Below are 13,034 nucleotides of genomic sequence, written 5' to 3'. Positions count from 1 at the left end.
TGGGCGTCGCGTTGAGACCGTGCTTCTCGGTCTGCTCCCAGACCCGGTCGAGAGCGTCGTAGACGTAGCTCGCCTCGTCGGTCTTGACATTGTTGGAGGTGTCGTAGCCGGCGAACGTCCTCATCCGGTCGAGGTAGTCGTAGTCGTAGTCCTTGACCAGGTTGGTCGCACCCGCGGAGTCGCACGATCCCGAGTAGCCGCTCGTTTGGCGCGCGGGATCTTCCTCAAGGAGAGAGGCCGACTCACTCAAGCACGTAAAGAGCTGACGACCGCGCTCGACGTCTTCGGCTCGCTGAGTCCCATAGACGAGGCACGGGCCTGCAACGAGTTGGCAGCAGTCGAGAGGGCAGCAGGAAACATCGATGAGGCATTAGAGCTTGTCGAGCGAGGGATCAGCGCGGCGGGTGATAGCGATCTCGGAGAGTTCGCTCGTTCGAAGCGCGAGCAGGGATTAGCGCTGAGCCAACGGGACGCTCGTGGTGCCCGGAAGTCATTAGAGGAAGCGATCGACATCTTTACGCGCGCGGAGGAACGGGTTGAAGCAGCGTTAACACACGCGTACCTCGGTGACCTTCTCGCAGCGCGCAACCAGAAACAGGCGCTGACGGAGTACCGGAAAGGCTTGGCACTCTTCGAGGTGCGTGCTTAGAAGAGAGATTCCCCGGCCCTACAACCTCCGGGCTTCCCCACCACGACGTTCCTTCAGTAGCCACGCCCGCTCGGACCGGGGTTGTGCCGCGGCCGCACTGAAACTCCTGCCACGCCAGCTAGCCGAGACGCGTCAAGGTGGATTCCCCCAGATGGCGTCCCGAACCTCGTCCGTCGATTCGATCCACCAGTCCTCCAGGGAGCGCTCCGGTCGGGGATCTCGAGACAGAATCACGCGAAGAGCGTCACGAGCCGATGCTTCATCTACGATGCCATAGCCGCCCCTCAGGAAGCCGGCGATCGGCAATGCCGGGACCGCATTCGGATCGTCCGGATCCGGCATAGCTGTCTCGGCCGGAACAGCCGTCGCCTGAATAGCGTCTTCCAGCTCCTTTCGGTCCAACACCCCGTCTCTCAGGGGACCCCGATTCGTACGTTCGCCCACTGCAAGACCGCGTCCGTGAGGACCCTCCACATGATCCCCAAGACGGTCTCTCACGTCGGCCAAGGTCTTCGCGATGAGTCCACACACCGCTGGTGCGGCAGCACTGGTGCCACTAAACGTCACCGTCTTGGTCATCGACGAATTCGACGCGGCGGGTCTTCCAGAAAGACCGAGGACGTCATTTGGGTATGACGTGTAGTAGTGCTCCCCTCGAGTGGTTTCGGAAGCGGCTCCCACGTTCACATTCCATGAGGGACCCTGCGAGTCCTGATAGATGTACGGTGACGCGAAGTTCCCACTCGCGAAGCAGACGATCTTTCCCGAAGAAACCGCGGCTCGTGACGCATCCGCGGCCTCTCCACCTACGGGCCCAGGGGGGAAGAGAGTTCCCCAGGAATTGGTGATCACGTCGATCCACGGTTGCCGCGACGCCCACTTCAGCCCTTCGACGAGACCAGTAACGGAGACCAACAAGACATCCCCAGTACCGGGCCCGGAGAAGCGGCCCGCTGCTATAGAGGCCGATGCCGTGCCGTGGCCGTTGATATCGTATCCGCGTCGAGCAGAATCCTCTCCCGCGAAATCGATGAATCCGACGATGTTAGTTCCCGGGATCCAATAAAGCCGCCCCGACCGCACTTCACTCCAGCTCGAAGCATCCTTCTTCATAGCGACCTCGAAAGAAGGGGATCGCAAAGCGAGGTTCATAGCCGAAGCCTCGCCTGGGTAACCCTCGATGTAGGAGCCGGGATGAACGTCCAGCCCAGGGCGCCGGAAGTCCCTGTGATAGGGATTGATCCCACTGTCGACGACGGCAATGACCGTGTAGGAACGCTGGCGCTTAGCGACGACCGTACCCTCAGAAGCGGCAGCGGCCGTTGTCGACGCGCCCACTATCCATGCAATGAGAATCGTCAGTGTCAGATGCCTTAGCCCGACGTGGGTACGTGCCAATCTGAAACCCGTGTCCAGCCTGACGGAAGGTTTCGTCAAGCCTTCCGTGGTCGAGAGTGTTCGAAGGTAGCGGTTACCTCACCGGCCGTAGCAGCGGCTGGGGTCCCGTCTTCACAGGGACCCGCATAGATGAAGACGCGAACCTCGATAAAGGGTTTGATGCGCAAGGGCTTCTTCGTTGCTCCACAAACCGAATGACGCAGCGCGTCCTCTTCCTCAGTGCTGACGTTGCTGTCGCCGAGGAATTGCACTACATCTGCCGCCACCGGCTGCCCGGTCAGGTCCTTTATATCTATCGAAAGGAAGCGCTCGGGACCACCGTGGAAATCGACACTTCCGATCCGCGTACCCGACACAGAGCCACCTATCACTCCGGCTACCCCGCCTGGCGCGTCGTATCGTCCTGTCTCTACCCTCGGCCTCGCTCCTGCCGCGGCCCCGGAGGACAAGGAGCCAGAAAGCACGAGGAGCCCCAAAATCATTCCGATGGTCCTCTTCGGCATAGTAGCCACCTCCTCCTGATGCACCTGCGGGTGCCCGGGCCCACTTTGGCGATCCTTAACTACTCTTGTGACACATTCGCTCTTACTGGGTTATTTCCTTCCCGAGAATTCGAACCGGGTGCCGGCCAAGGGTTGGCCCGCACATGCCTGAGACATGAACCGAGGTCCCGCCCCCAGGTTGGGACGAGACCCCGGTTCCTTGATCAGCTAGTGCTCTCGGCTTTAGGGCTCGTCAGACGAGCGGGCAGTACACATACCCAGAGCCGAAGTAGGCGTAGGGGCCGTATTGGTTGAACCCGGCGCCAAAACCGGGGGTCGTGACGTAACACGAACTGCTTCCGACCTCTAGAGAGGGGACATCCACTCCGGGATCCTGGGGCTCCACTTCATTAGCTTGAGCCGTCCCCGGAACAACGAGTACTGCTGCCAATAGGCTCGCAGCCAACCCAATGCGAAGTCGCACGCCTTACCTCCCCGTCCGTTTCACCCGGTCTGGGTGAGCGTAAGGGATATATAACACATTATGTTGCACGTAGTCACACACAGAGTTTCAAACCGTCATTTACCCAGAGATACCGATCGGACAAGAGTGACGCACCTAGATGCCTTCATTCGCCTTCCACCAACAGCTCCTGCCGGTGTCCGACCGAACGTACGACTCCCGGCGTCGGTGCGAAACCGAGCTGATCGTCTGATCGCAGCAATGAAAGATGCGTTTCTGCCGTGCGTGGGCGGCCGGGGACAGTTCGAGGAACAGCCACTTCTGACCCGATTCTGAGGAACTTTCCACAGCGACCACCCATTGCGGTTTATGGAGCGCCCTCACCATGCAGGACCTCCCCCTGGTTGGGGGCGCGGTCGCGGCTGATTTCCTGCAGACCCTGAGAGGTGAATTCTAGGAGTTGGGCTTGCGCGCTCCACCGAAATGATCTTCTTCCACGCAATTCACGCGAAGACACTGACACTCGCAGTTGCTTGCCGGCCGCCACTGGCGGACTTTCTAGGCGCTGGCGTGACCCATCCTCTAATACCGCCGCCGCCCACCCAGAGGAAGATCCCTCTAACGCAATGACGACTCGCTCAGAACCATCAATTGTTGTCAGCGACAAACCAACTACAAGAAGACGGTCCTCTCGCTCGTTTTGAGGGATCCTCCCAGCGAAGACGGTCGTGATGTCGAGCTGTTCGCGCGCTTGATTCAGCTCTATCCGCACGATATCGCTATACGAGGGGCTCCTACCGGCGCCCTGCCGGTCGTTGGCGGCGTCGTCAGCTTCGGAGCGAAATTCCTGACCCGTTTCCTTGGCTGCTTCGTCGCCTCCCGTGGATCCCTTATCTCCAGACCCCTTTGGTTCCTCCGCTCTCACTGACTTGCGTTCCTCCGCTGCGATCGAGTCTCGAAGAGAGGGCGAACCGCGCTTCTCGGCCTCGGGCTCCGCCTGAGAGGGAGGTTGTTCCTTGCGCGCAGAATCGTTGGTAGCCAGCGACCCATTCGGTACGGAGCACGACGCTAAAACAGATAGGCAAACCGCGGCCGTACAGAACTTCACCATCCGGCACAGCCGCTTCTCCGTCAGCAACAGCCTCATGTGGAGCATATGGAATCCTGGATAGGCATTATCGTGTCCGCGCCTGTGTTGGTGAACATAGCTTCACGCTCTGGGCCGTCAACTGCATGGAGCGGTTCATGGCTGGTGCATCTCGCACCAGACACGCTGACGCCGGTCGGGGCCGATGAATGAGAGTAGCTCTTTTTCGACATCGTCCATGACACTCTGCAAAATAAATCTGGGCGAAGAACCACAATGACCGTGGAGGCCCGCGCACCGCCGGGGCCTCCACGACCTCACGCCGTTGTCAGCAGGCCTTCCAGCCGAGAACCTCGATGCTGCAGACGTCGCCGACCGGAGCAGCAACTGCGATCGCCGGAGACGCTCCCGCTAGGAGCAGCCCTGCCGCCAAAGAAACGAGTAATCTGCGGATCATTCCCTCACCCCCTTCCAATGAGCTACATGACACTTGGGTTACAGTTCGTAAAGAGAGACTTAACACCTGTCTGAAGGGACCTCTTTTTTGCGCGTGAACGAAAGCGAACGAAGCGGCGTGAGTGAAGTTGCGGTTGACTGGACCGACGTTGGCGGCCGGATCAAACGCCTGAGGCGCGAGCGACACCTGTCTCAGGCAGAACTCGGCGCACCTGTTATCTCGGCCTCATATCTGAGCCTCATCGAGTCCGGCACCCGGCGACCGACCCAGAAGGTGCTGGCCCACGTGGCGAACCGGCTCGGGGTTGAGCCAGACGAGCTCGTGACGGGGCGGTCGCGCAAGGATCAGATTGCGGCCGAGTTCGCCCTTCAAGAGGCGCGCGAGGCGATCCGGGTCGGTGACGACGCCAGAGCGGAGCTCCTGGCGAAGGATGCAGCGGAGAAGGCGAACCTCTTCGGCCTCACGAGAGTGCAGGCAAGGGCGTGCGAGATCTTGGGCGGCATCGAGGAAGGCCGCAACCGGATCGACACGGCGCTCCAGCTGTACGCGGAGGCCGAACGCCTATGGGGGAGCCACCCTCCGCACCTCGCCTTTCAGGCCATGGCGGGCGTCGCCCGGTGCCATCAGGGACTCGGAAATCCCCGCCTCGCGGTCCACATCTTGGAGACCTACCTGCTGGAACTAGATTGGCAGGGAGTGCCCGATCCCACCGCGACCATGCGCACCCAAGCCGCGCTCGTCAACTGTTATTCCGCCCTCGGGCTCAAAGATAAGGCGGCAAAGGCAGCCGAGGAAGCTCAAGCACTGGCACCACGGGTGAGCGACGCCGAGCAGCTCGCCTGCATGAACATGAATGTCGCGCGTTCGCTCTACGAACAGGGGCGGATGGACGACGCGTTGGACGCGCTGCGGCGCGCCGAGGAATCCTACCTGACCATCGGCTGGGAGCTCGACGCGGCCAGCGCGAAGCTCAACCGAGGCATCGTGCGAATCGACAAGGGCGATGCTCACGGAGCGCGAGCGGACCTCACCGACGCGCTCCTGGCGTTCAAGGCGGCCGATCACCCCGCCGATGTGGCTAGGACGCTCAACGAGCTCGGACGTCTGGAGCGGGTCTCCGGGAACAGCTCGCAGGCCGAGGACCTCCTGCGCGAGGCGCAGCCGTATCTGAAAGGCGGCGACTTCACCGAGCGAGCGCTCAATCTCAGGGAGCTCGGGTTATGCATCAAAGAGCGCGACCCCACCGAAGCGAAAGGCCATCTCAGGCGGGCCATCGACCTCTACGTGCTGGCCGGCGCGGGCACGGACGCCGCGTCGACGTACAAGCTGTTAGGCGATCTGCACGCGGCCGTGGGTGAGGTCCACGAGAGCGCGGCCGCCTATCGCGCGGGTATCGAGGCGATCGAGCAATGAAAAGGGGTCCTCGCGTGGCTAACCGGCGATCGGGCGGCAGAATCACGCCGCGGCGGCCTCGTCGGGGCCGGTAACCCTCGTAATACGTAGAGTCTGCCTCGTGCTGTAAGGAGAGCGAGATGCCGGTCGACGATCATCTGTACAGCACCGTCGACGAGTGCCCGACACCGGGCTGCTCTGGAACGGCAACGTTCGACTGGTACGAGGAATGTGCGGGATCTGATGTCGTGAAGCGACGGCTCACAGGGGTCGTTTGCGACGCTGATTGTTTCGCCGACAATCCCGGTCTGGCGAACGCGGCAGCTGAAGAACACGCGAGCCGGCGAAACATAGGGTGAGATCTGTGGTGGCTCCTACTGCGGGGTCAAGCGTTGGAGACCTTCTGCACGTATTCAGACGAACCTATCTGCAACGACCCGCAGCGCGACCGCAACGGACCTAGGGCAGCCTAGCGATGTAAGGCAACTACGTTCGCAAGGTCAGGGCAGATGGGCTACATGTCAAACATCAGGCGGACCAAGAGAGTCAACGATCAGGCGACGTTGACAGGGGGCACTTCGCGAGTAGAGCGGAGCGCCCAGGAACGCGATCGGCGATATCCGAGCGACGGCGTCGAGCCAGCACCTTGTCTGAGGTCGTCTTGACGGCCTCAGCATCTTCGTGCTCATCGTGTGGGGTCCTCGCTCGAGTGCGTGCCAGCGTGCTACTGGAGTTCGGGTCGAGCCGGCGCAACAGATTGCATCTCGACAGTTTAGCGGTGTCCGATCAGATGGAACCGCAACTACTGAATCGCGTCTCGAACCCACTCCCAGGCGGTAGCGCAGCCAGCCGGAGGATCTCGCTGCTCTACGGGCTTTTTTACCGCGACCAGACGCTCGAAAATTGCTCCCGGTCCAAACACTCTCGCTCCGCGACGCTGAACCGTGGGATTCTGCAGTTAACCCAGAAGGTCAGGTGAAAGAAGCGAGGCGGCGCACCAGGGCGGAGAGTATGCCCGTTCCGGCCCGGCCGTCGAACCCCAGGAACATCGGCGACGAGTTCAGCTCCAGGAAGCGCAGGGTGCCGCGTGCGTCCTCGCGCAGGTCCATGCCGGTCCACCTGAGGCCTAGGGCGTCAGCGGCCGTGAGACAGCCGGCAAGGACATGATCCGGGAGCGTCGTCTGTTCGACCACCTCTTCGTTCTGCCGAAAGTCCAAGGCGTCGGACGTGATTCGCAAAGACGCGATCACTTCACCATCGAGGCAGTAGACGCGGAAGTTGTCTCCTTCGAGGAGTTGTTGGAAAGTGACCGGGGCTCCTCGCAGCGTTCGCAGACGTTCGTCGGTCAGGTCTTCGGGGCGCAGCTCCTTCGTCGCCGCTCCTCCGGCGACCGGCTTGTAGGCGATCCGTCCGCCGTCCGCGAACCGCCGCACTTCGACGGGATCGTTGGTCCACAGGGTGCGCGGTACGGGAAGCCCCGCCTGCTCGAGCACCGCGAGCTGGAAAGGTTTCGCCAGCCGCCACTCCGGCGACGGCGGGTTGTACACCGGGACGCCCAGCTCCGCCCACCGAGCCAGCAACGAGAACAGCACCTGTGCCTTCTCGCGCAGAGCAACGAGAGTGCGCCGCCAGTGCTGCTCCATCTCGTCGGCGACATCGACGCCGGGTGACAGCGCGCTCGAATAGACGTCGCGGATGTAGACGGCGGCCGGGCGCGCTAGTGACCGACCCTCCACCTCGATCGCGTCGAGGCGATCGCGCAGCGATATCCGGTAGGCGCCCGGGAACTTCAGCGTGTCCACGACGACGACCTCGGCCCCCCTGTCCTCCAACGCGCTCGCGACCGCCGCGATGTGCGCGTCCTGAGGCGCCCCGATCAGCGCGATCGGCTGCGTCATGGCGACACGTCCGCTCTTCGGGTCAACGCGATCGGGTGCGTCATACCGACACCTCCGGATCGCGGCGACGCGGGAGCAGGTGGTCGTGCTGGTTCAACAACGTCACCAGGTGCGCGACAGGGCCGCGGAACGGCAGTGAATTGACGAACACGGCGGGCGTCCCCTCCACGTGGCGATCGGCGAAGGCCTCGGCTGCTCGCGTCATACGCGTCGCCTCCGCCGCGACCTCACTTAGCCGTTCGAGCGGAACCTGCAACCGCGAGGCGAGGCGGGCGACGGGATCGTCGGTCAGTAGATCGCGGAAACTCTCTTTCGCGGCGTCATACGCGGCAACCATCGCTTCGGGGCCACCCGCCAGTCCCGCCGCTATCACCGCCTCGCACATACGTCGTTCGCCGTCGGTTGGAGCTTTCGGCGGGACCGCTACGAACAGGCGGATCTGCCGGTTCGGCACCAGTGATCTGATCTCACGCACCACGGGCCCGCACTGCTTGCACGAGGGATGTATGAACACCACGAGTTCGTCGGAGGCCGACGACCGATCGAGGCGCACCCCTACATCGGCTCCCTCGAGGTCCGTTGGTTCTTCCGTCGCCAGCTGAGCTAACGACGCGAAGGGCGATCGCGACATGCGTCGGTACGTCTGCGAAAGGCGCGCTAGCGAGCGGGAGGTCTTCAGGTACGGGATCGCGAAGAACAGCAGGAGCAAGAAGAACATGGCCAGCAGCATCAGAGGGGCGAGCATGCGCGAGGGTGACGGTGGGCGTTGGGTCAGATACGACCAAGCCACGACAGCCGATGTGATGTTCACCGCATGCACGGCCACACAGAGAATGCATATCCGCCGCATCAACACCTGGGTCCCGATCAGCCCGACCGCCACCGGAATCGAGAAGATGAACACGACGCCTGCCGCGGCTACGGCGTCGGGCGCGCCGGGGACCGACGCCGCCATTAGCAGGAGGAGGATCGCGCCGTAAAAGGCGCTGCCGAGCTCGCTCAGCGGGAACCCCAGGAAGTTCGCGAAGCGCGACGTCAACACGCTTTCGCAATCCACGAAGCGGCCTCGGCGGCAGAGCCCGGGCGAGAAGGGACCGGCGTAGTCGGAGATCGCGACCGTCATCAACGCCGTGACGGCCAGACCTGCGGCAGACAAGACCGCGAGCGCGCCGGCGGTCACGCGCGCTGCTGGCGGCTGCGCCAGGATCGTGGCGGCAAGCAGCCCAACAGCAAGGGCGACGAAGAGACCTTGGACGAAGCGAGCCGCGGGGTCACCCACTACGGCCGGAGGACGCGGCCGGCCCGAGAGGCTGGCGGCGAGGTTTCGGCGCAGCCCGGGATTGCCGGACACCTCCGTCTCCTTCGGCTCGCCGACGATGACGATGACGCCGGACCAATGCGACAAGAAGACGTCTCGATGCATCCTCTGGCTGCCGTTGACGCTGTCCCACACCTGGAAGGAGTCACCCTCCGCGCGCTCGAGCACACCGAAACCGCCTCCCCACGAGCTGTTGAAGTGCACGACCGCCGGCAGTGGCACAGTCGCGAGTCCCGACTCGCCGGTCTTCGCCGGCGTCAGAATCATCCCGAGCATCCGGCCGACGTCAATCAACGCCAACAGAGAAGACGGCCGAGGGTGCGTGGCTATCGCGTGGCTGATCTGTGCGGAGGGATGCGACAACTTCAGGTGGCTCGCAACGCGAGATAGAGCCGCGTCCGGGCCGTCGGCCGGGATCGTGCGTGCGCTCACGTTGCAGGCAACCTACGCTTAAACGAACACGCCGCCCCGAAGGGCGGCGCGTTCAAGCATGGATGCTGCGGGCGTTTCCTACAGACAGCAGTCGTCCCAGATCAGCTCCTCGCAGCACGCCTGAGTGGTGTCCAGCGTGGCTTCTGCGGAGGCCTCCGGTGCGCCGCCTTGGACCTCGACGAGCTCTTCGATGAACAGCTCGCGGATGGAGTCCTCGTTCATTCGTCCCCTCTCTCGCTGCCGAGCTACGGGTGGCGGAGGTGCTAACAGTCGGGGCCCTCCTCACCACACGCGTAGGTCGTCTGGAGGTTGTCGTCGATGAACTCTTTGATCTTGTTGTTGCCGCCGGTGACCTCTTCGAGCTCCTCGATGAACAGCTCGCGGATCGGCTCTGTCTCGTTGCTCATTCCTTGCCTCCTGGAGTCGGCGTTAACCGTCGGCGCAGCAGCCGTCGGGGCCCTCTTCGCAGCAGGCATGCGTGGTGTTGCCGCCGAGCTTGTCGATCAGCTCCTCGACGGGGCCGCCACCGTGCACCTCGGCCAACTCCTCGATGAAGAGCTCACGGATCTGGGATGTTGCCTCGCTCATTCGTCCTCCTCGGTCTACCGCTAGCCACGGGATTGTGCCGCTTCGTCTGGTTCCTTGCAACCCGCAAGTACCCGGACGCTCGGCACTAGTTCGAGGTCGGTAGCCTGAACTCCTTCCCGAGGAGGTGACGTGGCGAAAGAGGACCGGGCGGACCGCGCTGAATCGACGATCTTCAGGCCGGAGGCGCTCCAGCACCGGGCCCGGCAGAGCGGGCCCGGTGCTGTCGTTCGCGTTGCGCCACCTTGGACGACCGCCGCCTTCTACGTGCTGGTCTTGGTGTTCCTCGCTGCGCTCGTCGCGGTCACCACGATCGAGATCGAGCGTTACGCAAGGGGGCCCGTCGGCAGCGATGAAGAGGGCAGAGTCGTCGTGCTGGTTCCGGCCGCCGCCGCCGGCGACGTCGCTGCCGGACAGCGAGTCGACCTGGGCGGGTCGTCGGCGCAGGTGGTCTCATCCGGCGAGTCCGCGATCCAACCGCCGCAGGTGAGAACGCGCTACGGCGTCGATGTCGCGACCGCCTCGGTCGCGGTCATCACATCGGCGGAAACATCCTCTACCACCAGTGGCAGCGGCCGCATCCTCGTCGAGCGCGAGCCGGTGATCGTCTCTCTCGTGCCGGGTCTCAGCTCCCTGTTCGGGGACGGCGATGCATAAGCGGATCCCTTACTACCAGCAGCTAGAGGTGAGTGACTGCGGCGCGGCGTGCCTCGCCATGACGCTTGCTTACCACGGACGCACTGTCACTCCCGAAGAGGTCAGGCGCGCCACGAGGACATCCCGAGGGGGAGTCAACGCGGCCGCGATCCTCGAAGCGGCTCGTTCGTACGGGATGGAAGCCCGCGGCGTGAGTGTCGATCTCGACGGGCTGTCATACCTACAGCGCGGAGCGATCCTGCACTGGGAGTTCAACCATTTCGTGGTGTTCGACCGCGTGACCAGGGGCGGTGTCGAGGTGCTGGACCCCGCCGTCGGCAGGATCCGCGTTCCCTTGGATCGATTCTCGAAGTCGTTCACCGGCGTCGCGATCGAGCTGCGGCCGGGAGACGCCTTCGATCCCGGACACGGCCGTGCCAGTGGAGCCTGGCGCTACGTCAAGCCACTGCTGAGTCAGTCGCGCGTGTTGTGGAAAGTCTTTGTGACATCGCTGCTGATCCAGCTGTTCGCGCTGGCTACGCCGATCCTGATGGGGGTCGTGGTGGATCGCGTAGTTCCATTCGGCGACAGAACGCTGCTCTTCGTTGTCGCCTCTGGACTGCTCGTCATGGTGTTGTTCCACATGTTCTCGACGTTCGTCCGCGGGCATCTGTTGCTGGCGGTGCGGGCGCATCTGGACACGGTCTTGTCGTCCAGCTTCATCGGCCATCTCGTGAAGCTGCCGTATCGCTTCTTCCTTCAGCGTTCGACCGGTGATCTAATGACGCGGCTCAACTCGAACGTGACGGTGCGAGAGATCTTGACGACCGGCACGATCTCATCGCTGCTCGACGGAATCCTCGTCACGGGATACCTCGTCCTGATATTCGCTCAGAGCCCGCCGATGGGTGCGGTCGTTCTGGTGCTGGGCGCGCTGCAGATGTCCATCCCGCTGCTCGCGCACCGGTCCATCCAGCGACTGATGGCGGAGAACCTCCAAGCGCAGGCGCGATCACAGGGTTACCTCGCCCAGTTGGTCGCCGGGATCGAAACGCTGAAGGCGGTGGGCGCCGAAGCGCGCGCGGTGTCGCAATGGTCGAACCTGTTCGTGGACGAGGTGAACGCATCGGTGGCACGGGGCCGAATGAACACGATCATCGAGACCCTCACCACCGCGCTGCGCGTTCTATCTCCGGTGGTGGTCTTGGTAGTCGGAACCCTCGGTGTCTTGAACGGGAACCTCAGCCTCGGAACGATGCTGGCTCTGACCGCGCTCGCGACTGGGTTCCTAACGCCGCTCTCGAACCTCGTGATCAATGGGTTGCAGATGCAGGTGCTCGGCAGCTACATGGAGCGCATCAACGACGTCCTCGATGCGGCACCAGAGCAGAACCCGGAGGATGTGGAGCCCGCCGGACAACTCACCGGCCGGATCACGCTCGAGAGCGTCTCCTTCAGGTATGGCGACGACGAGCCGGACGTCGTCAAGGACGTGTCGTTGGAGATACAGCCCGGGACGACGATCGGGATAGTCGGGAGGTCGGGGTCGGGCAAGTCCACGCTCGCGCACCTCGTGCTCGGCCTCTATCCGCCAACCTCGGGGGCCGTGCTCTACGACGGGCGGAACCTGAGAAAACTGGAAGCGGGATCCGTGCGGGGGCAGCTCGGTATCGTGCCTCAGACCTCTTTCTTGTTCGGGACCAGCATCCGCGCCAACATCGCGCTGACGAAGCCGGACGCGTCGCTCGACGAAATCGAGGCGGCGGCCCGGTTGGCCTGCATCCACGATGACATAGCCCTGATGCCTCTCGGATACGACACCATAGTCGCGGACGGCGGGTCGTCGCTTTCGGGAGGGCAGCGCCAAAGGATCGCCCTCGCCCGGGCGCTGGTTCACGAACCCGCGATCCTGTTGCTCGACGAAGCCACCAGCTCGTTGGACTCCGTCACGGAGGCGCAGATCTACGCGAACCTCGAGGACCTCCCGTCTACCCGGATCGTGATCGCGCATCGGATCAGCACGATCGCTCGCTCCGATGTGATCTTGGTCATGGACGACGGCCGCTTCGTCGAGCGCGGCTCCCACGAGGATCTGATGGCGCTCCGTGGCCGCTACTACGAGCTAGCGCGCTCGCAGAACAGGCAATCCGCCGCTACGTGACCGACGGCGACACGGGCGAGGTTGCGCTCTTCCTGCAATCTGGCTCGTCAGGGAGCAAACCCGCCCGAGGGAGGGT

12 protein-coding genes are annotated in these 13,034 nt (G+C 63.3%); 5 read left to right on the top strand and 7 right to left on the bottom strand.

Annotated features, from left to right (window positions below; all coding sequences use genetic code 11):
- Positions 1–19: 19 nt before the first annotated feature.
- Complete coding sequence (locus M3N53_12860; protein MDP9069220.1) at positions 20–649, top strand: hypothetical protein; 630 nt, start codon at positions 20–22, stop codon at positions 647–649.
- A 132-nt stretch (positions 650–781) separates the two neighbouring features.
- Here M3N53_12860 and M3N53_12855 read toward each other — a convergent pair whose 3' ends face one another.
- On the bottom strand, positions 782–1,987 hold the full coding sequence (locus M3N53_12855; GenBank protein ID MDP9069219.1) for a S8/S53 family peptidase: 1,206 nt from the start codon (positions 1,985–1,987) through the stop codon (positions 782–784).
- A 95-nt stretch (positions 1,988–2,082) separates the two neighbouring features.
- Positions 2,083–2,403, bottom strand: a complete 321-nt coding sequence (locus M3N53_12850; GenBank protein ID MDP9069218.1) for a hypothetical protein — start codon at positions 2,401–2,403, stop codon at positions 2,083–2,085.
- A 2,250-nt stretch (positions 2,404–4,653) separates the two neighbouring features.
- On the opposite strand from M3N53_12850, the gene M3N53_12845 reads away from it, so the two are divergent.
- Positions 4,654–5,949, top strand: a complete 1,296-nt coding sequence (locus tag M3N53_12845; GenBank protein MDP9069217.1) for a helix-turn-helix domain-containing protein — start codon at positions 4,654–4,656, stop codon at positions 5,947–5,949.
- A gap of 119 nt (positions 5,950–6,068) precedes the next feature.
- Positions 6,069–6,287 (top strand): hypothetical protein, encoded by a 219-nt coding sequence (locus M3N53_12840; protein ID MDP9069216.1) that lies wholly within the window; start codon positions 6,069–6,071, stop codon positions 6,285–6,287.
- A 612-nt stretch (positions 6,288–6,899) separates the two neighbouring features.
- Here M3N53_12840 and M3N53_12835 read toward each other — a convergent pair.
- The 5 genes from M3N53_12835 to M3N53_12815 form a co-directional block, all read right to left on the bottom strand.
- The gene (locus M3N53_12835; protein MDP9069215.1) at positions 6,900–7,826 is read right to left on the bottom strand and encodes a hypothetical protein; all 927 of its coding nucleotides are present in this window, start codon (positions 7,824–7,826) and stop codon (positions 6,900–6,902) included.
- Between the two features lie 40 nt (positions 7,827–7,866).
- The gene (locus M3N53_12830) at positions 7,867–9,576 is read right to left on the bottom strand and encodes a cysteine peptidase family C39 domain-containing protein (protein ID MDP9069214.1); all 1,710 of its coding nucleotides are present in this window, start codon (positions 9,574–9,576) and stop codon (positions 7,867–7,869) included.
- A gap of 78 nt (positions 9,577–9,654) precedes the next feature.
- The gene (locus M3N53_12825) at positions 9,655–9,798 is read right to left on the bottom strand and encodes a hypothetical protein (GenBank protein ID MDP9069213.1); all 144 of its coding nucleotides are present in this window, start codon (positions 9,796–9,798) and stop codon (positions 9,655–9,657) included.
- Positions 9,799–9,839: 41 nt separating this feature from the next.
- The gene (locus tag M3N53_12820) at positions 9,840–9,983 is read right to left on the bottom strand and encodes a hypothetical protein (GenBank protein ID MDP9069212.1); all 144 of its coding nucleotides are present in this window, start codon (positions 9,981–9,983) and stop codon (positions 9,840–9,842) included.
- A 22-nt stretch (positions 9,984–10,005) separates the two neighbouring features.
- On the bottom strand, positions 10,006–10,164 hold the full coding sequence (locus M3N53_12815; protein MDP9069211.1) for a hypothetical protein: 159 nt from the start codon (positions 10,162–10,164) through the stop codon (positions 10,006–10,008).
- Positions 10,165–10,293: 129 nt separating this feature from the next.
- On the opposite strand from M3N53_12815, the gene M3N53_12810 reads away from it, so the two are divergent.
- A complete protein-coding gene (locus M3N53_12810; GenBank protein MDP9069210.1) occupies positions 10,294–10,818 on the top strand; it encodes a hypothetical protein in 525 nt (174 codons plus the stop codon).
- On the top strand, positions 10,811–12,958 hold the full coding sequence (locus M3N53_12805; protein ID MDP9069209.1) for a peptidase domain-containing ABC transporter: 2,148 nt from the start codon (positions 10,811–10,813) through the stop codon (positions 12,956–12,958). Before M3N53_12810 ends, M3N53_12805 begins: the two co-directional genes overlap by 8 nt.
- Positions 12,959–13,034 lie beyond the last annotated feature (76 nt).

Source organism: Actinomycetota bacterium (genome assembly GCA_030776625.1).
GTDB lineage: Bacteria > Actinomycetota > CADDZG01 > CADDZG01 > WHSQ01 > MB1-2.
The sequence above is the reverse complement of the archived record's forward strand: the minus strand, read 5'-3'. Positions and strand labels throughout refer to the sequence as shown.